The sequence below is a fragment of the Streptomyces sp. TN58 genome, assembly GCF_001941845.1.
Taxonomy (GTDB): Bacteria; Actinomycetota; Actinomycetes; order Streptomycetales; family Streptomycetaceae; genus Streptomyces.
The window spans coordinates 6,308,371-6,331,165 of the sequence record NZ_CP018870.1; the positions used below are offsets into that span (position 1 = coordinate 6,308,371).

The window sequence follows — 22,795 nt, forward strand, 5'->3', positions numbered from 1 at the left end:
GCGCCCCGCTGCGGCTGGGCGCCGTGATCATCACCATGGGCAACCGGCCCGACGAGCTCAAGGCGCTCCTGGACTCGGTGGCCCGGCAGGACGGCGACCCGGTCGAGGTCGTCGTCGTCGGACAGGGCGTCAAGGTCGCCGAAGTGGCCGACCTGCCGCCGGGCGTCCGCTCCGTCGACCTGCCCGAGAACCTCGGCATCCCGGGCGGCCGCAACGTCGGCATCGAGGCCTTCGGCCCCGGCGGCCGCGACGTGGACGTGCTGCTCTTCCTCGACGACGACGGACTGCTGGAGCGCACCGACACCGCCGAGCTGTGCCGCCGGGCCTTCGCCGAGGACCCCGCGCTGGGGATCGTCAGCTTCCGGATCGCCGATCCGGACACCGGGCGGACCCAGCGACGCCACGTGCCGCGCCTGCGGGCCTCGGACCCGATGCGGTCCTCCCGCGTGACCACCTTCCTGGGCGGCGCCAACGCCGTCCGCACCACCGTGTTCGAGCAGGTCGGCGCCCTGCCGGCGGAGTTCTTCTACGCTCACGAGGAGACCGACCTCGCCTGGCGCGCGCTCGACGCGGGGTGGCTGATCGACTACCGCGCGGACATGGTGCTGCTCCACCCGACGACCGCCCCCTCCCGGCACGCGGTGTACCACCGTATGGTGGCCCGTAACCGGGTGTGGCTCGCCCGCCGCAACCTGCCCGCACCGCTGGTACCGGTCTACCTGGGCGTCTGGCTCCTGCTGACGCTCGTACGGAAGCCCTCGGGACCCGCGCTCAAGGCCTGGTTCGGCGGGTTCCGCGAGGGATGGACCACTCCCTGCGGACCGCGCCGCCCGATGAGATGGCGTACGGTCTGGCGGTTGACCCGCCTGGGCCGACCTCCTGTCATCTGACCAGCCCGCGTCTGGGAACATGACGCGATCACGGGCTTCGAGCCACCAGCCTGATGCCCACCTGGCCGCATCTTGAAGACGAAAGTTTCAACTTGTGAGTGACACAACCCACGACGGCGCCCTCGCCACGAGCAGGCCGCCGTCCGCAGACGCGGGGCTCAGCGCCGCGGAGCTGGCCAGGAAGTACGGCCTCTCGGTCAGCGGCGCCCGGCCCGGTCTGGGCGAGTACGTGCGGCAGCTCTGGGGCCGGCGCCACTTCATCATGGCGTTCTCCCGGGCCAAGCTGGTCGCGCAGTACAGCCAGGCGAAGCTCGGCCAGGTCTGGCAGGTGGCGACCCCGCTGCTGAACGCGCTGGTCTACTGGCTGATCTTCGGCCTGATCCTCCAGGCCGGCCGGGAGATGCCCAAGGACGTCTACGTCCCGTTCCTGGTCATGGGCATCTTCGTCTTCACCTTCACGCAGAGTTCCGTGATGGCGGGCGTCCGGGCGATCTCGGGGAACCTCGGACTGGTGCGCGCGCTGCACTTCCCGCGCGCCTCCCTGCCGGTGTCCTTCTCGCTCCAGCAGCTCCAGCAGCTGCTGTACTCGATGGTCGTCGTCTTCGTGATCGCCCTCACGTTCGGCAACTACCCGCGGCTCTCCTGGCTGCTGGTGATCCCGACGCTGGCCCTGCAGTTCGTCTTCAACACCGGCCTCGCCATGATCTTCGCGCGGATGGGGTCCAAGACCCCCGACCTCGCGCAGCTGATGCCGTTCGTGATGCGTACGTGGATGTACGCCTCCGGTGTCATGTTCCCGATCGGGATCTACCTCAAGGACCAGCCGCAGTGGATCAGCGACGTCCTGCTGTGGAACCCGGTCGCGATCTACATGGACCTCATCCGGTTCGCGCTGATCGACGACTACACCGCGAGCAACCTGCCCCCGCACGTGTGGCTCTTCGCCGTGGGCTGGGCCGTCCTGATCGGCCTCGGCGGCTTCGTGTACTTCTGGAAGTCTGAGGAGCGTTACGGCCGTGGCTGACAACACCCAGGGGCGCGTCCCCACCGTGATCGCGGACGGCGTCCACATCGTCTACCGCGTCAACACCGGAAGCAGCGGCAAGGGCGCGGCCACCGCCGCGCTCAGCAAGATCGTGCGCCGGCGGAAGGGCGACGCCCCGGGCGTCCGCCGCGTCCACGCCGTGCGCGGCGTCTCCTTCACCGCCTACCGCGGCGAGGCCATCGGCCTCATCGGCTCCAACGGCTCCGGCAAGTCCACCCTGCTGCGCGCCATCGCCGGCCTGCTGCCCTGCGAGGAGGGCAAGGTCTACACCGACGGCCAGCCCTCGCTGCTGGGCGTGAACGCCGCGCTGATGAACGACCTCACGGGCGAGCGCAACATCGTCCTCGGCGGTCTCGCCATGGGGATGAGCCGCGAGCAGATCAAGCAGCGGTACCAGAGCATCGTCGACTTCTCCGGCATCAACGAGAAGGGCGATTTCGTCTCCCTGCCGATGCGCACCTACTCCTCCGGCATGGCGGCGCGTCTGCGCTTCTCCATCGCGGCGGCCAAGGACCACGACGTCCTGATGATCGACGAGGCGCTGGCCACCGGTGACCGCGCCTTCCAGGTGCGTTCGGAGAACCGCATCAAGGAACTCAGGGAGAAGGCCGGCACCGTCTTCCTCGTCAGCCACAACAACAAGTCGATCCGGGACACCTGCGACCGGGTGCTGTGGCTGGAGAAGGGCGAGCTCCTGATGGACGGCCCCACGGAGGAGGTCGTCTCGGCCTACGAGAAGGCGACCAACGGCTGACCACCGGCCAGCGCGGCGTCCCGCGAGGCGCCTGCCCGCTTCACCGAAGGCCCCCGCCGCACAGAACGGCGGGGGCCTTGGGGTGTGTTTCGAAAGTCCGGTCCGGTTCTCGTATTGCGCGACGACATTTCGGTGGCGCGGCGAATACCCGAGCGGCCTCCGCGAGGTTCCACAGCGTAAGCTGATGCGGTCCTGAATCGCGGCAAGAGGGGACGATTCCCCGCAGGTGAACGGCCCGAGACGGCCCCGGTAAAAGCCCGGCGGCGTGTCCGAAATAGGATGTATTGGGTCGGCAGTGTAGAACGGGAGATGTGACGGCGATGGCTACGGGAATTCTCCGGCCCCCAGGGACGGCGGCCGTCCCCGCCCCGGGCGGCGGGCGGTGAACCCGGGGCACGGCACCCGACCCCTCTCCGACACGGTCCACGTGAGCGCCACCCTCGACAAGGCGGCGGCGGAGAACTTCCCCGTCGCCCCCGCCTTCCTGCCCCGCGCCTGGCGCGACGGGCTGACCGCCGTCTACGGCTACGCCCGCCTCGTCGACGACATCGGCGACGGCGACCTCGCCCCCGGCGGCCGCGACGCCGTGCTCCTCGGCCTCGACCCGGCCGCGGCCGACGACCGGCTCGCCATGCTCGACGCCTTCGAGACCGACCTGCTGCGCGTGTTCGGCTCCGCGGACGGCCCCCCGCGCCACCCCCTGCTCCTCGCCCTCAGGCCCGTGGTGCGCGCCCACGGCCTGACCCCCGAGCCCTTCCTCGGACTCATCGAGGCCAACCGCCAGGACCAGCGCGTCACCCGCTACGAGACGTACGGTGACCTCCTCGCCTACTGCGAGCTGTCCGCCAACCCGGTCGGCCGCCTCGTGCTGTCCCTCACCGGTACCAGTACGCCCGAGCGCGTCCGCCTCTCCGACGCCGTCTGCACCGGTCTCCAGATCGTCGAACACGTCCAGGACGTGGCCGAGGACCTGGGCCGCGACCGGATCTACCTGCCCGCCGAGGACATGCGGCGCTTCCACGTGTCCGAGGCCGACCTGGCGGCCCCCTCCGCCGGCGCCTCCGTACGCGCACTGGTCGCGTACGAAGCCGAGCGCGCCACCACGCTGCTGGACGACGGCGTCCCGCTCGTGGGCAGCGTGCACGGCAGGCTCCGGCTGCTGCTCGCGGGCTTCGTGGGAGGGGGGCGGGCAGCCGTACGAGCCGTCACCGCCGCCGGCTTCGACGTCCTGCCCGGCCCGCCCAAACCGACCAAGAGCGGTCTGCTCCGCGAGGTTGCAGCCGTCCTGCGCACAGCGCCGAGAAAGAGGTGAGCCCGACCGTGGAGGGCCCCACACACGCGTCCGCCCCGACCGCGGTGTCCGCACCGGTCTCGGCGGCCTACAGCTACTGCGAGGCCGTCACCGGTTCACAGGCGCGCAACTTCGCGTACGGAATCCGGCTGCTGCCCACCGACAAGCGCCATGCGATGTCCGCGCTCTACGCCTTCTCCCGGCGGGTCGACGACATCGGCGACGGCACGCTGCCCGGCGAGGCGAAGTTCGCGCGCCTGGAGGAGACCCGCGCCGTCCTCGGGCGGATCCGGGCCGGCGAGGTCGACGAGGACGACACCGACCCCGTCGCCGTCGCGCTGGCGCACGCCGCCCGCCGCTTCCCGATCCCGCTCGGCGGGCTCGACGAGCTCATCGACGGCGTGCTGATGGACGTCCGCGGCGAGACCTACGAGACCTGGGACGACCTGAAGACCTACTGCCGGTGCGTCGCCGGAGCCATCGGACGGCTCTCCCTCGGCGTCTTCGGCACGGTCAACGCACCGGGTGGCCCGGGCGCACCGGGCGCACGGGGTGGCCCGGGCAGCTCCGACGCCGCGCGCGCCGCCGAGTACGCCGACACCCTCGGCCTCGCCCTCCAGCTCACCAACATCCTCCGCGACGTCCGCGAGGACGCCGCCAACGGACGCACCTACCTGCCCGCGGAGGACCTCGCCAAGTTCGGCTGCCCGGAAGGCTTCCGGGACGGCCGGCTCCCCGCCGGAGCCGACTTCGCCGGACTGGTCCACCACGAGGTCCGGCGCGCCCGCGCCCTCTTCGCCGAGGGCTACCGGCTGCTGCCGATGCTCGACCGGCGCAGCGGGGCCTGCGTCGCCGCCATGGCCGGCATCTACCGGCGCCTCCTCGACCGCATCGAGCGGGAGCCGGAGGCCGTCCTGCGTGGCCGCGTCTCGCTGCCGCCGCACGAGAAGGCCTACGTCGCCGTGCGCGGCCTGTCCGGCCTCGACGCGCGGACCGTCTCCCGCCAGGCCGTCCGGAGGCGCATGTGACGCCCCCGACCACGTCGGCCCGGCCGGGCGCCGCGGGCCGCCACACCCTGCCGACCGCCCCGGAGGCCGCCCGCCCGGCGCCATGCGCCGCCCCGCAGGCCGGGGGCGGGCCCGCCGCCGCGGCCGGCGTCCCCGGGGCGCCGGCGGGCGCACACCCGGCGTACGCCGACGACCTCCGGCGTACGACCCCGGCGCGCCGCCCCGGCCGCACGCCGACCCGGGCAACCACGCCGACGGCGGGCGCGTCTCTCCCCGCGGACCGCGGCCGGGCCGCGCGGGAGTCGGGACAGTCGCGGGAGTGGCGGGAGTCCACGAGGGTTGCGGGCCCGTCCGCCCGGAACCCGCAGACCGGCCCGGAGGGCCACCGCACCACGGGGGAGGGCGCATGACGGGTACCGACCAGCACGCCGTCGTGGTCGGCGGCGGACTCGCCGGAGTCACGGCCGCCCTCCAACTCGCCGACGCCGGACTGCGCGTCACCCTGCTCGAAGGCCGCCCCCGCCTCGGCGGGCTCGCCTTCTCCTTCAAGCGCGGCGACCTTGACGTCGACAACGGCCAGCACGTCTACCTGAGATGCTGCACCGCCTACCGGTGGTTCCTCGACCGCGTCGACGGCGCAGCCCTCGCCCCCCTCCAGGACCGGCTCGACGTACCCGTCCTCGACGTCGCCCACCCCGGCGGGCCGCGCCTGGGACGCCTGCGGCGCGGCGGCCTGCCCGTGCCCCTGCACCTCGCCGGGGCCCTCGCCCGCTACCCGCACATGTCGCTCGCCGAGCGCGCGAGCGTGGGCCGCGCCGCCCTCGCGCTGCGCCGCCTCGATCCGGCGGACCCGGCGCTGGACGGACTGGACTTCGCGACCTGGCTCGGCCGCTACGGGCAGTCCGCCCGCACCATCGAGGCCCTGTGGGACCTCGTCGGCGTCGCCACCCTCAACGCCACCGCCGCACACTCCTCGCTGGGCCTGGCCGCCATGGTCTTCAAGACCGGCCTGCTCTCCGAGAAGAGCGCCGCCGACATCGGCTGGGCCCACGTCCCGCTCGGCGTCCTGCACGACACCCTCGCCCGCAAGCAGCTCGACGCGGCCGGGGTACGGACCGAACTGCGCACCCGCGTCACCGCCCTGACCCGCACCGCCGAGGGGTCCTGGCGCGTCGACACCGAGGCGGAATCCCTCGAAGCGGGCACCGTCGTCCTCGCCGTACCGCAGCGCGAGGCCCACGGCCTGCTGCCCGCCGACGCCCTCGCCGACCCCGACAAGCTCCTCGACATCGGCACCGCACCCATCCTCAACGTCCACGTCGTCTACGACCGCAAGGTGCTCAGGCAGCCCTTCTTCGCCGCACTCGGCTCCCCGGTCCAGTGGGTCTTCGACCGCACCGACTCCTCCGGACTCCCCGACGGCGGCCAGTACCTGGCGCTGTCCCAGTCCGCCGCCCAGGACGACATCGACGAGCCCGTCTCGGTGCTGCGCGCCAAGTACCTGCCCGAGCTCGAACGGCTGCTGCCCGCCGCGCGAGGGGCCAAAGTACGGGACTTCTTCGTCACCCGGGAGCGGACGGCCACCTTCGCACCCGCACCCGGCGTCGGCCGCCTGAGGCCCGGCCCGCGGACCGACACGCCGGGGCTCTACCTCGCCGGTGCGTGGACTGCCACCGGTTGGCCCGCGACCATGGAGGGCGCCGTCCGGAGCGGACTGAGCGCGGCGCAGGCCGCACTCGCCGCACTCGGCCGCCACCGCGAACACCCTCTGCAGGAGGCGGCATGACGACCAGCACCACCGGCACGGCCGGCACCACCAGCACCACGAGCACAGCACGTACAGGAACAAGAGGAGAGCCAGTGAACCCGGGGAACCCGGCTGTCGAGAACACGGATGCCACTGTGGGCACAGCCGGAAGGGGCGTGGAGAAGGCGGACACCGTCGCCCTCCTGGAACGCGGCCGTACGCTGTCGACCCCCGCGCTCCGCGACGCCGTGGACCGGCTCGCCGCGCCCATGGACACCGTCGCCGCCTACCACTTCGGGTGGATCGACGCCCACGGCCACCCGGCCGACGGCGACGGCGGCAAGGCCGTGCGCCCCGCCCTCGCCCTCCTCTCCGCCGAGGCCGCCGGCGCCGCACCGGAGGTCGGCATCCCCGGCGCCGTCGCCGTCGAGCTCGTACACAACTTCTCGCTGCTCCACGACGACCTGATGGACGGCGACGAGCAGCGCCGCCACCGCGACACCGTCTGGAAGGTGCACGGGCCGGCCCTCGCGATCCTCGTCGGCGACGCCCTCTTCGCCCTCGCCAACGAGATCCTGCTGGAACTGGGCACCGTGGAGGCGGGCCGCGCGACCCGCCGGCTGACCACCGCCAGCCGCAAGCTCATCGACGGCCAGGCACAGGACATCTCCTACGAGCACCGCGAGCGCGTCAGCGTCGAGGAGTGCCTGGAGATGGAGGGCAACAAGACCGGCGCCCTCCTCGCCTGCGCGGTCTCCATCGGCGCGGTGCTCGGCGGCGCGGACGACCGCACGGCCGACAAGCTGGAGGAGTACGGCTACCACCTCGGCCTCGCCTTCCAGGCCGTCGACGACCTCCTCGGCATCTGGGGCGACCCGGAGTCCACCGGCAAGCAGACCTGGAGCGACCTGCGCCAGCGCAAGAAGTCCCTGCCGGTCGTCGCCGCCCTCGCCGCAGGCGGTCCGGCCTCCGAACGGCTCGCCGAACTGCTCGCCGCCGACGCCAAGAGCAGCGACTTCGAGAACTTCTCGGAGGAGGAGTTCGCGGCCCGCGCGGCCCTCATCGAGGAGGCCGGCGGCCGCCAGTGGACCGCGGACGAGGCACGCCGGCAGCACGCCGTCGCCATCCGCGCCCTGGACGACGTCGACATGCCGCAGCGGGTCCGCGAACAGCTCGTGGACCTCGCCGACTTCGTCGTCGTACGCAAGAGGTGACCGCCACCCGACAGCGGATATGAATCGCGAGTCGCCGGCCGGCGCCCCCGCCTGAGCGTGCGGGCGCCGGCCGACGGCAGACCCCAGCACAGCACAGGACACTGTTCTAAGGGGAAGCCATGACAGCGACGACCGACGGCAGCGCGGAGAGCGCCGGCGCCGGCAGCGAATCCACCCCGGGCGCCCCGCCGCCCGGCCCCGCCGGGGCGGCCGCCCCGCGGACCGAGTACGGGCTGCCGTGCCCGCCCCACCCGGCCGCCCAGGCCGGCCCCCCGCCCGGCGCCGGGCCCGCCCTGCCGGCCGCGGCCACCGGGCGGCTCGCCGCCCCGCCCGAACCGGGCCGGCGGACCGGCCCGCCGGCCGCCTACCGGCCGCCGGGGAAGCCCGGCGCGGGCCGGAAGGCGACGCAGGCGGACCTGCCCCGGCCGCCCGAAGGCAGCCCGCGCGAGGTGTACGAGGCCGCCGCGCGCGCCACCCTCCACCTCCTGGACCGCCAGGACCCCGCGGGCTGGTGGAAGGGCGACCTGGAGACCAACGTAACCATGGACGCCGAGGACCTCCTGCTCCGGCAGTTCCTCGGCATCCGGGACGAGGCCACCACCTACGCCGCCGCCCTCTTCATCCGCGGCGAGCAGCGCGAGGACGGCACCTGGGCCACCTTCCACGGCGGACCGCCCGAACTCTCCGCCACCATCGAGGCCTACGTCGCGCTGCGCCTCGCCGGGGACCCGGCCGACGCCCCGCACATGAGCCGCGCCTCGGCCTGGATCCGGGCGGGCGGCGGGATCGCCGCCGCCCGCGTCTTCACACGGATCTGGCTCGCCCTCTTCGGCTGGTGGAGCTGGGACCACCTGCCCGAACTCCCGCCCGAGCTGGTGTTCCTGCCGCCCTGGGTCCCCCTGAACATCTACGACTTCGGCTGCTGGGCCCGCCAGACGATCGTCCCGCTCACGGTGGTCTCCGCGCTGCGCCCGGTCCGCCCGGCCCCCTTCGCCCTCGACGAGCTCCACACCGACGCACGGGCCCCGTACCCCGCCACCCGTATGGCACCGCTGACCAGTTGGGACGGCGCCTTCCAGCGGATGGACAGGGCCCTGCACGTCTACCGGCGGTTCGCGCCGCGCCGGCTGCGCAAGGCGGCCATGGACACCGCCGCCCGCTGGATCGTCGAACGGCAGGAGAACGACGGCTGCTGGGGCGGGATCCAGCCACCCGCCGTGTACTCCGTCATCGCGCTGCACCTGCTCGGCTACGACCTCGGCCACCCGGTGATGCGCGCCGGCCTGGAATCCCTGGACCGCTTCGCGGTGCGCCGCGAGGACGGCGCCCGGATGATCGAGGCCTGCCAGTCCCCGGTGTGGGACACCTGCCTCGCCGCGATCGCACTGGCCGACGCCGGCGTGCGCCCCGACCATCCCGCGCTGGTCAGGGCCGCCGACTGGATGCTCGGCGAGGAGATCACCCGCACGGGCGACTGGGCGGTGCGCCGGCCCGGCCTCGCCCCGGGCGGCTGGGCGTTCGAGTTCCACAACGACACCTACCCGGACATCGACGACACCGCCGAGGTCGTCCTCGCCCTGCGCCGCATCAGGCACCCCGACCCGGTGCGGCTCGACGCGGCCATCGCCCGCGGCGTGTCCTGGACCCTCGGCATGCAGTCGAAGGACGGCGCCTGGGGCGCCTTCGACGCCGACAACACCAGCCCCCTCCCGAACAGGCTGCCCTTCTGCGACTTCGGTGAGGTCATCGACCCGCCGTCGGCCGACGTCACCGCCCACGTGGTGGAGATGCTCGCCTTCGAGGGCCGGGCGGGCGACGCCCGGACCCGGCGCGGCATCACCTGGCTGCTCGACGCACAGGAGCCGGACGGCAGCTGGTTCGGCCGCTGGGGCACCAACTACGTCTACGGCACCGGGTCGGTGGTGCCCGCCCTCACCGCGGCCGGCCTCGCCCCCGGACACCCCGCGGTCCGGCGCGCCGTGCGCTGGCTGGAATCCGTACAGAACGAGGACGGCGGCTGGGGGGAGGACCAGCGCTCCTACAAGGACCGGTCGTGGGCCGGCAGGGGCGCCTCCACCGCCTCGCAGACCGCCTGGGCGCTCATGGCCCTGCTCGCGGCCGGCGAGCGGGACGGCAGGGCCGTCGAACGCGGCATCGCCCACCTGGTCCGGACCCAGCACGAGGACGGCTCCTGGGACGAGCCGTACTTCACCGGCACCGGCTTCCCCTGGGACTTCTCCATCAACTACCACCTGTACCGGCAGGTGTTCCCGCTGACGGCCCTCGGCCGCTACCTGTACGGGGAGCCGTCGGCCCCGGCCGGTTCGGCCCCCGGGGGGCCCTGATGCCCGCCTCCGGAGCGGACCGGGCCGCGCCGGCGGGCCCGCTGCTGGTCGCCTGCGCGCTGCGCATCGAGCAGATGGCGCTGCGCAGCGCGGGGCGGGCCCAGGCACCCGGCACGCGGGCGGGGCGGGGCCCCGCCTCCGGCACGCGCGGCCCCGACCGGGCTCCGGCCGGGGCGTACACCCTGCTGCGCACCGGGATGGGCCCCCGTGCGGCCGAACGCGCCGTCCGCCGGGCCCTGGAGCGGCCCGGGACGGACCGGGCGGCGGTCCTCGCCACCGGGTTCTGCGCCGGGCTCGTCCCCGGCATGAGCCCCGGCGACCTCGTCGTCGCCCAGGAGACCCGCGACCCGCGGGGGACCGTCCCCTGCACCGGGACCGACCTGCTCGCCGAGGCGCTGGCCCTGGCCGTCCCCGGCCGGACCGTACACACCGGCCCGCTGACCGGCTCCGACCACGTCGTCCGCGGCCAGGAGCGCGCGCAGCTGCGCGCCACGGGCGCCGTCGCGGTCGACATGGAGTCCGCGGCGACCCTCTGGGCCGCCGTCCGGGGCACCGAGCGCCCTGTTGCGGCCGTCCGGGTGATCGTGGACGCTCCGGAGCATGAGCTCGTCCGGATCGGCACGGTGCGCGGGGGAATATCGGCCTTCCGTGTCCTGCGTGCCGTACTTCCCGCGTTTTACGAATGGCACCGTTCTTCGCTGCTCCCCAGGAGGTGAGCCAGATGGCCATGCCGCTGCGCCAGACCGTCAGGGTCGGGACCTATCTGCTCGAACAGAAGCTCCGCAAGCGTGAGAAGTTCCCGCTGATCGTCGAGCTGGAGCCGCTCTACGCGTGCAACCTGGCCTGTGAGGGGTGCGGGAAGATCCAGCACCCGGCAGGGGTGCTCAAGCAGCGCATGCCGGTGGCCCAGGCGGTCGGCGCCGTGCTGGAATCCGGTGCGCCCATGGTGTCCATCGCGGGCGGAGAGCCCTTGATGCACCCGCAGATCCACGAGATCGTGCGGCAGTTGGTCGCACGGCGGAAGTACGTCTTCCTCTGCACCAACGCCGTGCTGCTGCGCAAGAAGATCGAGAAGTTCACCCCCTCCCCGTACTTCGCGTTCGCGGTGCACATCGACGGCCTGCGCGAGCGCCACGACGAGTCGGTGGCGAAGGAGGGGGTCTTCGACGAGGCGGTCGAGGCCATCAAGGAGGCGAAGAGGCGCGGATTCCGCGTCACCACGAACTCCACCTTCTTCAACACCGACACCCCGCAGACGATCATCGAGGTGCTCAACTTCCTCAATGACGACCTCCGGGTCGACGAAATGATGATCTCGCCCGCCTACGCCTACGAAAAGGCACCGGACCAGGAGCACTTCCTGGGCGTCGAGCAGACCCGTGACCTCTTCAGGAAGGCCTTCGCGGGCGGCAACCGGCGGCGCTGGAGGCTCAACCACTCACCGCTCTTCCTGGACTTCCTGGAAGGAAAGGCCGATTTTCCCTGCACGGCCTGGGCCATTCCGAATTACTCCCTCTTCGGCTGGCAGCGCCCCTGCTACCTGATGAGCGACGGATACGTCCCCACCTACCGGGAACTCGTCGAGGAGACCGACTGGAACAAGTACGGCCGCGGCAAGGACCCCCGCTGCGCGAACTGCATGGCGCACTGCGGCTACGAGCCGACCGCCGTCCTCGCCACCATGGGCTCCCTGAAGGAATCCCTCCGGGCCGCCCGGGAGACCGTCGGAGGCAACCGGGACAGGTCGGCATGAGCCCGGCGGAAGAGGGGCGGGGCGCCGGTTTCGACCTCGGCGCCCTGCTGGCCGCGCGCGGGGCGGAGCGGTACGAGCTGCACGCCCGCCACCTCAACCACCAACTGCCCCGGATGCTGCGCACCATCGGCTTCGACAAGGTCTACGAGCGGGCCGAGGGAGCCCACTTCTGGGACGCCGACGGCAACGACTACCTCGACATGCTGGCCGGCTTCGGCGTGATGGGCCTGGGCCGCCACCACCCCGTCGTACGACAGGCCCTGCACGACGTCCTGGACGCCCAGCTCGCCGACCTCACCCGCTTCGACTGCCAGCCGCTGCCCGGGCTGCTCGCCGAGAAGCTGCTCTCGTACAGCCCGCACCTGGACCGGGTCTTCTTCGGCAACAGCGGCACCGAGGCGGTCGAGGCGGCGCTGAAGTTCGCCCGCCACGCCACCGGGCGGCCCAGGATCCTCTACTGCGACCACGCCTTCCACGGGCTGACCGCCGGCTCGCTGTCGGTCAACGGCGAGGCCGGGTTCCGGGACGGCTTCGCACCGCTGCTGCCGGACACCGGGATCGCGCTGGGGGATCTCGCCGCCCTGGAGCGCGAGCTGAAGCGCGGCGACGTCGCCGCCCTCGTCGTCGAGCCGATCCAGGGCAAGGGAGTCCTCGCCGCCCCGCCCGGCTTCCTGCCCGCCGCGCAGGAGCTGCTGCACCGGCACCGGGCGCTGCTGATCGCGGACGAGGTGCAGACGGGGCTCGGGCGCACCGGTGACTTCTACGCGTACCAGCACGAGCCGGGCGTGGAGCCCGACCTGGTGTGCGTGGCCAAGGCGCTGTCGGGCGGCTACGTGCCGGTCGGCGCGACCCTGGGCAAGGACTGGATCTTCAAGAAGGTCTACTCGTCCATGGACCGGGTGCTCGTGCACTCCGCGAGCTTCGGGTCCAACGCGCAGGCGATGGCCGCCGGGCTGGCGGTGCTGTCCGTCATGGAGGACGAGCGCCTCGTGGAGCGGGCCCGGACGACGGGTGACCTGCTGCGCGGGCGGCTCGCCGCCCTGGTGGGCGAGTACGAGCTGCTGCACGAGGTGCGCGGGCGCGGGCTGATGATCGGCATCGAGTTCGGCCGGCCGTCCTCGCTGGGGCTGCGCAGCCGCTGGACGATGCTCCAGGCGGCCCGCAAGGGGCTCTTCGCGCAGATGGTCGTGGTGCCGCTGCTCCAGAGGCACCGGATCCTCACCCAGGTCTCGGGGGACCACCTGGAGGTGATCAAACTGATTCCGCCGCTGGTGCTGGACGAGCGGGACGTCGACCGGTTCGTCGGCGCCTTCCGCGAGGTCATGGACGAGGCGCACGGCGGTTCCGGCCTGATGTGGGAATTCGGCAGGACGCTGGTGAAGCAGGCCGTCGCGGCGCGCTGACGGCCTGCCTCGCGGGTGTCCGGCGGTGTGCACCGCCGGGCGGATCAGACCAGCAGCCGGTCCCGGAGCCGGTCGAGGGTCCCGGGCGCCAGCCCCAGGCCCTGCGCCAGGTACCGCTCCACCCCGCCCCAGACCTCGTCGATGGTGTCGAAGGCGGCGATCAGGTACTCGGCGCGGGCGTCGAAGAGCGGCGCGAGCAGCTCCATCACCTCGGGCGAGCGGGCCTCGGCCGAGGCGGAGCCGCGGCGGATCCGGTAGCGGCGGTGTGGGGCGTTGGACTCCAGGTAGTCCGCCACGATCGCCTCGCGTTCGACGCCGACCGCGAGCAGGGTGACGGCGACGGAGAGCCCCGCCCTGTCCTTGCCGGCCGCGCAGTGCAGGAGGGCGGGAACGCTGTCCTCGGCGATGGCGTGCAGAAGGCGGCTGTGCTCGGCGGTGCGGTCGCGGACGATCCGGCGGTAGGAGTCCGACATCCGGGCCGCCGCCCTGCCGTCGCCCAGGACGGAGCGGAGCTGTTCGAGGTCGCCGTCGCGGACCAGCCGCCAGAACTCCCGGCCGTCCGCCGGGTCCGAGAGCGGGATGTTGACGTTCCGTACGCCGGGCAGGTCGACGTCCGGGCCCTCCAGCGCGTGGTCGGCGCCGTTGCGGAAGTCGAAGACGGTGTGCAGGCCGAGCGAAGCGAGGAATTCTGCATCGGTTTCGGTGGCATGCGCGAGATGTCCGCTTCGGAAGAGTCGTCCCGTCCCGACCGTTCGTCCATCAGAAGTGGGCAATCCGCCTACATCGCGGAAATTGCGCACTCCGGTCAGCTCCGGCTCCTGTGTCTGCTGGGTCAAGGGAACTCCTCCGCCTGGTGTGGGGCCTCTGTCCGAATTGAGCTACTTGGCGCCAACTTGCAATAACCGGAGGCGAGATCGGGCGCGTCCGGGGTGAGCCAGATCATACGGTGACCGTGAGTGCCTGATCGCCGAGGCCGAATGGCCCGGCGGGGGCGGCTGTTGGCTCGGCGGAATGGACAGAGGGTGACCGGAATTCCGGCGGTCCCTCATACCTGTGAATCCGTCAGGGAATTCGCGGCTTGTTCGGCATGCCCGCAAGGGATTACCTTCGCGATCGATCCGGGTGGATCGCCGAATCCTGCCGCCGCCCGGAAACCGCACCCGAACCATTTCGCGCGGCAGGAGCGGGGGAACCAGGTAAGCCGCTGTTCCGGAGATCCTTTTCCGGTACGGCTCGGGGTGAAGCCGCACATGTCCCGTACACGTGCGGCCGGACATCTCCAGTCCGAACCCGACAGCTCACCTCGCAGGCGCCGGAGAGGAATGCGCCATGCCTGCAAAGGGTAAGCACCGCCGTCCCAAGTCCCTTTCGCTTTCCCGCGGATTCGCGGTCGCAGGCACCGGCGGCGCGGCCCTCGCCCTGCCGCTGACGGTCGCCGCAGGCGCCAACGCGGCCGTCGCCCCGGCGGCGGCACCCGCCGTCGCCCCCGCGGTGGCTCCGCAGGCGCCCGCCGCCCTCCAGGCCGCACCCGCCGCTCCCGCGGCCGCCGTGCAGGCCGCGCCGAGCGTCTACACAGTCGTCCCCGGCGACTGCCTCTCCCGGATCGCCGCCGAGCGCAACCTCTCCGGCGGCTGGCAGCGGTTGTACGCCGACAACCGCGAGGCGGTCGGCGCCGACCCGGACCTGGTCCACCCCGGCCTGAAGCTGACCCTCGGAGCCCGCGGCCAGGCCGCCGCCCCGGTCCAGGCCGTCCCCGCGCCGCGCACCGCCCCCGAGGCCGCGCCGAAGGCGGCCCCGAAGGCGCCGAAGCCGGCCAAGCGCGCCGCCGCCCCCCAGACGCGGCAGGAGTCCGCCCCCGAGGCCCCCGCCCAGGCCCCCGCGCCCGCCGCGCAGCCAGCCGCCGCCGGATTCGTGGCCCCGGTCGGCGGTGGCGTCTCCACCCAGTACAAGGTCGCGGGTGCCATGTGGTCGTCGGGCTACCACACCGGCGTCGACTTCATCGCCGCCATGGGCACCAGCGTCAAGGCCGTCGGTGCCGGCACCGTCGTCTCCGCCGGCTGGAGCGGCTCGTACGGCAACGAGGTCGTCATCCGGCACGCGGACGGCAAGTACTCGCAGTACGCCCACCTCTCCCAGCTCTCCGTCTCCTCCGGCCAGAGCGTCACCGCCGGGCAGAGCATCGGCCTCTCCGGCTCCACCGGCAACTCGACCGGCCCGCACCTGCACTTCGAGATCCGCACCAGCCCGTCCTACGGCTCGGACCTGGATCCCATCGCCTACCTCCGCTCGAAGGGCGCCAGCCTCTGACGGCACCGCCGGCGGAGCACGACGCGCGTGGGGCCGGGACCCGAGGGGGGCCCCGGCCCCACGCGTACTTATTCCTTATGCCCGGCGTGGTACAGATCACGGCCCGTCAACCCCTCATTACGTTGGCGTAGGTTGCTTGCGGGAGTGAAGGATGGGTTCTCGTGGCAGCGACGACGACGAAACTCAAGACCATCGGCTCGTACGCGGCGATCGGGGACAGCTTCACAGAGGGCGTGGGGGACCCGGGGCCTGGGGATTCTTTTCTCGGCTGGGCGGACCGGCTCGCCGTGCTCCTGGCCGATCAGCGCGACGAGCACGACTTCCGGTACGCGAACCTCGCGGTGCGGGGCAAGCTCCTCGACCAGATCGTGGCCGACCAGGTGCCGAGGGCCAAGGCCCTCGCCCCCGACCTGGTCACCTTCTGCGCGGGCGGCAACGACATCATCCGGCCCGGCAGTGACCCGGACGACGTGGCAGAGCGGTTCGAGGCGGCCGTGGCCGACCTCACCGGAGCCGTCGGCCACGTCATGATCACCACCGGGTTCGACACCCGGGGCGTGCCCGTCCTCAAGCACCTCCGCGGCAAGGTCGCGACGTACAGCGCCCACGTGCGTGCCATCGCCGACCGGTACGACTGCCCGGTCCTCGACCTCTGGTCGCTGAAATCCGTACAGGACCGGCGCGCCTGGGACGCGGACCGGCTGCACCTCTCGCCCGAGGGGCACACCCGCGTCGCACTGCGCGCCGCGCAGGTGCTCGGCCTGGAGGTGCCCGCCGACCCCGACCAGCCGTGGCCGCAGCTGCGCCCGCGCGGCTCGGTGGACGTGACCCGCGACAACATCCAGTGGGCCCGCGAGTACCTGGTGCCGTGGATCGGCCGCCGGCTGCGCGGCGAGTCCTCCGGTGATCACGTCGAGGCGAAGCGGCCGGACCTGCTGCCGCTGTAGCGGCCCGGACGCGGGGGACGGGGGCGGACGGGAGCGGCGGGCGGAATCCTCAGGGGCCGGTGAGCGTTGGGATGGTCGTGGCCAGACGACCGCACCGACCCCACCGCTCCCTGGAGGCGCTTTGACCGGCTCCCGCCCCCTCCGTCCGCGCCTGCGCGCCCTGCGGCCCGAAGCCTTCGGCGCGGACCCGTCCGGCGCCCGGCTGGAGCGGATCCGCCGCTCGCCGAACTTCGCCGACGGCGTCTTCCAGAACCCGGTCGGGGCCCGGAACAGGCCCTCGGGGTCGATGACGGAGTTCGCGAAGATCTACTTCCACCGCGAGCAGCGCATCCGGCGCAGCCCGGGAGCCCCGATCCCGGTGCACCCCACGACCCTCGCCGACCTGGCCAAACCGCCGGCCGGCGGACTGCGCCTGACCTGGATGGGGCACTCCAGCGTGCTCGCGGAGATCGACGGGCACCGGGTGCTGTTCGACCCGGTGTGGGGCGAGCGCTGCTCACCCTTCCCCTTCGCCGGCCCCAAGCGGCTGCACCCCGTACCGGTACCGCTGGCCGCGCTGGGCGAGGTCGACGTCGTCGTCATCTCGCACGACCACTACGACCACCTGGACCTGCCGACGATCAAGGCGCTGGCCGGTACGGCCACGGTCTTCGCCGTACCGCTCGGAGTCGGCGCGCACCTGGAGCGCTGGGGCGTCCCGGCCGACCGGCTGCGCGAGCTCGACTGGAACGAATCGACGAGCATTGCCGGGCTGTCCCTGACGGCGACCCCCGCCCGGCACTTCTGCGGCCGCGGCCTGCGCAACCAGCAGCACACCCTGTGGGCCTCCTGGGTGGTCGCGGGCGAGGAGCACCGGATCTACCACAGCGGGGACACCGGCTACTTCCCCGGCTTCGCGGAGATCGGCGCCGCACACGGCCCCTTCGACGCGACGATGATCCAGATCGGTGCCTATTCGGAGTACTGGCCCGACATCCACATGACCCCCGAGGAGGGCATGCGCGCCCACCTCGACCTCCAGGGCGGCGCCGCGCACGGCACCATGCTGCCGATCCACTGGGGCACCTTCAACCTGGCACCGCACCCGTGGGACGAGCCCGGCGAAGGCACCCTGGCCGCCGCCCGGGGGGCCGGCGCGGCCGTGGCACTCCCGATCCCGGGCCAGCCGTTCGAGCCGGGGACCGAGGGCGCGCCCGCCGAAGCGTGGTGGCGTCCGTTCGTGGCAGGGGCGGCGCAGGCCGGACCCGTGGACGGCCCCGCGGCCGTGCCCGCACACGAGGCGGGCGGGGCGGCGGCGACTGCGGCCCGCGTGGTGTCGTCGGCCGCCGACGGCCAGGAGGAGCCGGAGTCCGTCGGCTCCTGAGCGCACCAGCGGGCCCCCTGGCCCGAGACGGGCGCCGAGAGGGGCGGCGCCGGGCGGCCCCAGCTGGCTGACCGGCGCATTCGGGCTGCTGTGCGAGCGCTCCGTCGGGAGCGGGAAGCACCCCCGCGAAGTTCGCCAACTGGCAGTCCGCGGCGGGATGACGGGGTCTAGCGTGGGTATTCGGTGATCAACACCGGGCCCCGGGAACCCTGGGGGCCGGGCCCCACGTACCGAGGACGCCGATGTCCGGACCCCGCGCCGCCCGCCACGCCCCGTCGAGACACGCCGTCACCGGTCCCGCCCGGCAGATACGCCCCCAGCTGGTACGAGCCGCCCTCCTGCCCACGCTCGCCGCCGCGCTCAGCGGCGCCGCCGCGGTGATCTTCACTCTTCAGCTCGGCGGCGGGGCCGGCGACCGCGACGCCCGGCTGTGGCCGGTGCTCACAGGCTGCGCCCTGCTCACGGCCGGCGCGCTGGCCGCCGCCCTGCTCGGCGCGCAGCGCGCGGCCAAGGCCGTACGCGACCGGTGCGAGGCGCTGCGCCGCTCCAGTGTGCGCGGCCGCCAGGAGCTGCGGACGGCCGCCGAACGGCTGGAGCGGGGCGAGACCCCGCCCCGGCCGGTCCGTGGCGGGCCGAACGCGCCGCTCACCGGCGCGGACCCGGCCAGCGTGGACGAGTTCTGGCTGCTCTCCCAGGAGCTGCGCGGTGCCCGCGAACAGGCACACACGGCCCTGGTACGGCTCGCCGGACCGGTCACCCCGTCCGACAGCGAGCGCAAGGTCGAGGTCTTCGCCAACCTCGCGCGCCGGCTCCAGTCCCTCGTCCACCGCGAGATCTCGCTGCTGGACGACCTGGAGGACACGGTCGAGGACCCGGACCTGCTCAAGGAGCTCTTCCACGTCGACCACCTCGCCACCCGCATCCGCCGCCACGCCGAGAACCTCGCGGTGCTGGGCGGTGCGGCGTCCCGCCGGCAGTGGACCAGGCCGGTCGACCTGAGCGAGGTGCTCCGCTCCTCGGTGGCGGAGGTCGAGCAGTACACCCGGGTCAAGGTCGTGCCGCCGGCGGGCGGCAGCGTCCGCGGACACGCCGTCGCGGACGTCGTGCACCTGCTGGCCGAACTCGTCGAGAACGCCACGGTGTTCTCCCCTCCCGACACCGACGTGGTGCTGCGGGCCGAGCGGGTCACCGCGGGGATCGCGGTGGAGGTGGAGGACCGGGGACTGGGCATGCCCGCCGAGGAGCAGCACCGGATGAACGCCCTGCTCGCGGAACCCGACCAGGCCGGCGTCCGCAGCCTGCTCGCGGACGGCCGGATCGGCCTGTACGTCGTCTCGGCGCTGGCCCGCCGGCACGGGATCGCCGTCGAACTCAAGTCGAACATCTACGGCGGCGTCCTCGCGGTGCTGGTGCTGCCGCAGGACCTGCTGGGCGCGGAGGCGGCCGAGGGCTCGCGGGTGACACCGCCGCTGGAACCGGCACGAGTGCCGATGCCGACGGTGCCGGTGCATGCCGTGCCCACGGCTGCTGTGCCCACGCCCGAGGTGCCGGTGCAGGCGGTGCCCGTGCCGCGCGGGGCGGAGGCCCCGCCCACCATCCCCGCCCCCCGCCCCGAGCCGCAACCGGGATGGCCCGCCTTCGCGCCGGCCCCGTCGGGCATGCCCGCCGGGGCGCCGGCGGCGTGGTCCGCACCCGGTGCGGGGACCCCGCCCGAGGCGGGGGCCGCACCGCAGGACACGTGGGCGCCCGGGCCGGAGGCCGCGCCCAGGAGCGGGTGGACGGCCGGGCAGGGGCTCGCGACGGGGGAGGAGCACGGCGGCGCCGCGGAAGAGAAGCCGGTGCTGCCGCGGCGCCGGGCCCAGTCGCACCTCGCACCCCAACTGCGTGACGCACCTCCGCCGCGGCCCTCCGCCGACCCCGACCGACCCGTACACGACCCCGGCCTCATGGCCGCCTTCCAGCGGGGCTACGGCCTCGCGCAGTCGGAGAACCAGGCATGACCAAGGAGCACACCACCATGGGCGGCGAAGTGGCGACGGAGGCCGGCAGCCGGCTCTCGGATCTCGACTGGCTGCTGAGCGGCCTGGTCCAACGCGTGCCGTACACCCGCAGCGCCGTACTCCTCACCGCCGACGGGCTCGTGAGCTGCGTACACGGCCTGGACCACGACAGCGCCGACCACCTGGCGGCCCTCGCCTGCGGCCTCTACTCCCTCGGACGCAGCGCCGGGGCCCGCTTCGGCGATGGCGCCGAAGTCCGGCAGGTCGTCGTCGAACTCGACACCGCGCTCCTCTTCGTGTCCGCCGCCGGATCCGGTACCTGCCTGGCAGTCCTGGCCGACCGGGAGGCCGACGCGGGCGTGCTCGGGTACGAGATGGCGGTGCTGGTCAAGAGCGTCCGGCCGTACCTCTCCGCGGCGCCCCGACGGCCCGCCGCGAACGTGGAGCGATGAGGGCCCGCGGCAGCGGGGCGCACGGCGGGTACGGCGCGTACGGCAAGGGGCGGGACACACCGTGGCGCGACGGCTCGGCGGGGCGGGTGACGCGTCCGTACACCGCCAGCGGCGGCCGCACCAGACCCGCCGTCGCGCTCGACCTGCTGACCCGCATGACCGCGACGGGTGTGCGCCCGCGCGTCCCGCTCGGGGCCGAGCACACCCTCGCGCTGCGGCTGTGCGCCGGCACCGCCGCGATCACCGTCGCCGAGCTGGCCGGGCAGCTGCGGCTCCCGGCCGCCGTGGTGAAGGTGCTGCTGTCCGACCTTATGGAATACGGAGCCGTCATGGCCCAGTCCCCGCGGTTCCCGGGCGGCGGCTCGTACGCCGCCGACGACCAGTCCCTCCTCCTGGCGGTGCTCGATGGCCTACGCCGACGGCTGTGACGTCCCCGCCACCCTGAAGATCCTGGTCGCGGGGGGTTTCGGGGCGGGCAAGACCACCTTCGTCGGCGCGGTGAGCGAGATCGAGCCGCTGAGCACGGAGGAACGGCTCAGCGACCTCGGCGCGGGCTACGACCGGCTGCACGGAGTCGAGGCCAAGACCACGACGACCGTCGCGCTCGACTTCGGCCGGATCACCCTGGACGACCGGCATGTGCTCTACCTCTTCGGCACGCCCGGCCAGCACCGCTTCTGGTTCCTGTGGGAGGAACTGTGCGCGGGCGCGCTCGGAGCCGTGGTGCTCGCGGACACCCGCCGCCTCGCGGACTGCTTCCCGGCCGTGGACTTCTTCGAGCGGCGCGGCATCGCCTTCGTCGTCGCCGTCAACGAGTTCGACGGCTGCCCCCGCTACCCGACCGAGGAGGTCCGGGAGGCGGTGGGACTGGGGCCCGAGGTGCCCGTCGTACGGTGCGACGCGCGCCTGACCGGCTCCGGGACGGTGACGCTGGCCGCCCTGGTCCGTCACCTGCTGTACCTGTCGTCGGCGTCAACGCCGGAGTCATCCTCAACGGAGTCGGGGGAAACGTGATGGCCGCCTACGAATCGACCGGACACCTGCTGCTCACGCCCATGGACCGGGAGGCGCCCGCCCGCGCCCTGCGGTTACGCGAGCTGGGGCTGGGGGAGCGGGCGGACACCGAACTGGACGCCTTCGCGCGACGCGTGGCGGACGTCCTCGACGCGCCCTACGCGGGCGTGAACTTCGTCGGCGAGGAACGCCAGTTCTTCGCCGGCCTGCACCGGACACCCGGCGCCCGGGAGAGCGGCTACCCGGCCCGGGCCCTGGCCCGCGACCACGGCTACTGCCCGCACGTGGTCGTACGCAGGCACGCGCTGGTCCTGGAAGACGTACGGGACTTCGCCCGGTTCGCCGGGAACGCGGTGGTGGACGGGAGCGGGGTCCGGTCCTACCTGGGAGCGCCGCTGACCGACCGGCGCGGGATCGTACTGGGCACGGTGTGCGCGGTGGACGTGGTGCCGCGGCGGTGGGGGACGGAGGGGCTCGCCACCGCCAAGGGGCTGGCGGCCGAGCTGGTGGCCCTGCTGCACGAGCGGGAGGACCGGCGTGCGTGAGGGGCCGTGCCGGCGGCGGGGGCTACGCTCGCCGGACGAGGGCCGCCGGGGACCGCAGAACCGGAACCGGAACCCGAGGCCGGAAGCCGGAGAACAGGAGGGCCGGGGATGGCCGCCACCGTGCAGGACGTCCGCCTGATCGCACTGTCCCTCCCGGACAGCAGCGAAAAACCGGCCTGGGGCATGCCGGCCTTCCGGGTGGGCGGCAAGATCTTCGCCGCGCTCGGCGACGACGACACCTCGATCGGGGTGAAGTGCCCCCGGGAGGACCGGGCCGAGCTGATCGCGGCGGAACCGGAGAAGTTCTTCCTGCGCGCCGGCCACGACGACAACTACGCGTGGATCCGGGTACGTCTGGCGGCGGTGCGCGACGAGGCGGAACTGCGCGCCATCCTGGTGGACTCCTGGCTCCAGGCGGCCCCGAAACGCCTGGTCGCCGCCCACCCGGAGCTGGCCGCAGGACCCGGCTGACCTGCCGGAGGCCCGACGGCGGAAAGGCGCGCGCGACCACCCACGGAAATGCGGTATCGTTCTCATGCGCGTTCGGCCGGGGGAAACCCCAGGTCAGCGGGCATCGGGACGTGGCGCAGCTTGGTAGCGCACTTGACTGGGGGTCAAGGGGTCGCAGGTTCAAATCCTGTCGTCCCGACTGTGCGGAAACGCAGGTCGGAGGCCGTTCTCTCGTGATCGAGAGGACGGCCTTCCGCGTGTCCGGGCC

At 73.3% G+C, this 22,795-nt stretch carries 21 protein-coding genes, 1 tRNA gene and 1 riboswitch; of the genes, 21 read left to right on the forward strand and 1 reads right to left on the reverse strand.

The genetic code is table 11. The features are described from left to right. The first annotated feature begins 35 nt into the window (after nt 1-35). The 11 genes from BSL84_RS28425 (at nt 36) to BSL84_RS28480 (ending at nt 13,449) form a co-directional block, all read left to right on the forward strand. A complete protein-coding gene (locus tag BSL84_RS28425) occupies nt 36-890 on the forward strand; it encodes a glycosyltransferase family 2 protein (protein WP_420711130.1) in 855 nt (284 codons plus the stop codon). Between the two features lie 94 nt (nt 891-984). Next, nucleotides 985-1,914: an ABC transporter permease gene (locus tag BSL84_RS28430; protein WP_030028063.1), complete on the forward strand. Its 930-nt coding sequence runs from the start codon at nt 985-987 to the stop codon at nt 1,912-1,914. Beyond that, the gene (locus BSL84_RS28435) at nt 1,907-2,689 is read left to right on the forward strand and encodes an ABC transporter ATP-binding protein (protein WP_030028061.1); all 783 of its coding nucleotides are present in this window, start codon (nt 1,907-1,909) and stop codon (nt 2,687-2,689) included. The genes BSL84_RS28430 and BSL84_RS28435 overlap by 8 nt, the downstream gene beginning before the upstream one ends. A gap of 427 nt (nt 2,690-3,116) precedes the next feature. Beyond that, the gene (gene hpnC / locus BSL84_RS28440) at nt 3,117-4,001 is read left to right on the forward strand and encodes a squalene synthase HpnC (RefSeq protein ID WP_075972279.1); all 885 of its coding nucleotides are present in this window, start codon (nt 3,117-3,119) and stop codon (nt 3,999-4,001) included. Next, entirely contained in the window at nt 3,998-5,008 is a 1,011-nt protein-coding gene (gene hpnD, locus BSL84_RS28445) for a presqualene diphosphate synthase HpnD (protein ID WP_030028057.1), read from the forward strand. Before hpnC ends, hpnD begins: the two co-directional genes overlap by 4 nt. Before the next feature lie 385 nt (nt 5,009-5,393). Then, a complete protein-coding gene (hpnE, locus tag BSL84_RS28455; RefSeq protein WP_045321287.1) occupies nt 5,394-6,773 on the forward strand; it encodes a hydroxysqualene dehydroxylase HpnE in 1,380 nt (459 codons plus the stop codon). 74 nt (nt 6,774-6,847) lie between these two features. Continuing rightward, nucleotides 6,848-7,948: a polyprenyl synthetase family protein gene (locus BSL84_RS28460; RefSeq protein WP_376507220.1), complete on the forward strand. Its 1,101-nt coding sequence runs from the start codon at nt 6,848-6,850 to the stop codon at nt 7,946-7,948. Between the two features lie 119 nt (nt 7,949-8,067). Next, complete coding sequence (gene shc, locus BSL84_RS28465) at nt 8,068-10,293, forward strand: squalene--hopene cyclase (RefSeq protein ID WP_234308331.1); 2,226 nt, start codon at nt 8,068-8,070, stop codon at nt 10,291-10,293. Next, nucleotides 10,293-11,009 (forward strand): 1-hydroxy-2-methyl-2-butenyl 4-diphosphate reductase, encoded by a 717-nt coding sequence (locus tag BSL84_RS28470; protein WP_075971456.1) that lies wholly within the window; start codon nt 10,293-10,295, stop codon nt 11,007-11,009. Before shc ends, BSL84_RS28470 begins: the two co-directional genes overlap by 1 nt. Nucleotides 11,010-11,014: 5 nt before the next feature. After that, complete coding sequence (gene hpnH / locus BSL84_RS28475; protein WP_030030695.1) at nt 11,015-12,046, forward strand: adenosyl-hopene transferase HpnH; 1,032 nt, start codon at nt 11,015-11,017, stop codon at nt 12,044-12,046. After that, nucleotides 12,043-13,449, forward strand: a complete 1,407-nt coding sequence (locus BSL84_RS28480) for an aspartate aminotransferase family protein (protein WP_075971457.1) — start codon at nt 12,043-12,045, stop codon at nt 13,447-13,449. Before hpnH ends, BSL84_RS28480 begins: the two co-directional genes overlap by 4 nt. A 44-nt stretch (nt 13,450-13,493) precedes the next feature. On the opposite strand, the gene BSL84_RS28485 is transcribed toward BSL84_RS28480, so the two are convergent. Beyond that, nucleotides 13,494-14,285 (reverse strand): tyrosine-protein phosphatase, encoded by a 792-nt coding sequence (locus BSL84_RS28485; RefSeq protein ID WP_030030697.1) that lies wholly within the window; start codon nt 14,283-14,285, stop codon nt 13,494-13,496. 282 nt (nt 14,286-14,567) lie between these two features. Continuing rightward, nucleotides 14,568-14,774: riboswitch (cyclic di-AMP (ydaO/yuaA leader) on the forward strand. 4 nt (nt 14,775-14,778) lie between these two features. Here BSL84_RS28485 and BSL84_RS28490 point away from each other — a divergent pair. The 10 genes from BSL84_RS28490 to BSL84_RS28535 all read left to right on the forward strand — a co-directional run bounded on the left by BSL84_RS28490 (nt 14,779) and on the right by BSL84_RS28535 (nt 22,726). Then, nucleotides 14,779-15,756 carry a M23 family metallopeptidase gene (locus BSL84_RS28490; protein ID WP_075971458.1) on the forward strand — a complete coding sequence of 326 codons (978 nt, stop codon included), beginning with the start codon at nt 14,779-14,781 and terminating at the stop codon, nt 15,754-15,756. Between the two features lie 161 nt (nt 15,757-15,917). Next, nucleotides 15,918-16,703, forward strand: a complete 786-nt coding sequence (locus BSL84_RS28495) for an SGNH/GDSL hydrolase family protein (protein ID WP_030031971.1) — start codon at nt 15,918-15,920, stop codon at nt 16,701-16,703. 121 nt (nt 16,704-16,824) lie between these two features. Next, on the forward strand, nt 16,825-18,066 hold the full coding sequence (locus tag BSL84_RS28500; protein ID WP_079273325.1) for an MBL fold metallo-hydrolase: 1,242 nt from the start codon (nt 16,825-16,827) through the stop codon (nt 18,064-18,066). Nucleotides 18,067-18,308: 242 nt separating this feature from the next. Then, nucleotides 18,309-20,066 (forward strand): sensor histidine kinase, encoded by a 1,758-nt coding sequence (locus BSL84_RS28505; RefSeq protein WP_075971459.1) that lies wholly within the window; start codon nt 18,309-18,311, stop codon nt 20,064-20,066. Nucleotides 20,067-20,083: 17 nt separating this feature from the next. Continuing rightward, nucleotides 20,084-20,518: a roadblock/LC7 domain-containing protein gene (locus BSL84_RS28510; protein WP_030034372.1), complete on the forward strand. Its 435-nt coding sequence runs from the start codon at nt 20,084-20,086 to the stop codon at nt 20,516-20,518. Then, nucleotides 20,515-20,946 (forward strand): DUF742 domain-containing protein, encoded by a 432-nt coding sequence (locus BSL84_RS28515; RefSeq protein WP_045321282.1) that lies wholly within the window; start codon nt 20,515-20,517, stop codon nt 20,944-20,946. The genes BSL84_RS28510 and BSL84_RS28515 overlap by 4 nt, the downstream gene beginning before the upstream one ends. Then, nucleotides 20,924-21,532, forward strand: a complete 609-nt coding sequence (locus BSL84_RS28520) for a GTP-binding protein (protein WP_075971460.1) — start codon at nt 20,924-20,926, stop codon at nt 21,530-21,532. The genes BSL84_RS28515 and BSL84_RS28520 overlap by 23 nt, the downstream gene beginning before the upstream one ends. Then, nucleotides 21,532-22,077 carry a GAF domain-containing protein gene (locus BSL84_RS28525; protein WP_030037467.1) on the forward strand — a complete coding sequence of 182 codons (546 nt, stop codon included), beginning with the start codon at nt 21,532-21,534 and terminating at the stop codon, nt 22,075-22,077. Before BSL84_RS28520 ends, BSL84_RS28525 begins: the two co-directional genes overlap by 1 nt. Before the next feature lie 108 nt (nt 22,078-22,185). Then, a complete protein-coding gene (locus tag BSL84_RS28530) occupies nt 22,186-22,548 on the forward strand; it encodes an MmcQ/YjbR family DNA-binding protein (RefSeq protein WP_030037468.1) in 363 nt (120 codons plus the stop codon). 104 nt (nt 22,549-22,652) lie between these two features. Beyond that, a tRNA-Pro gene (locus tag BSL84_RS28535) sits at nt 22,653-22,726 on the forward strand. Nucleotides 22,727-22,795 lie beyond the last annotated feature (69 nt).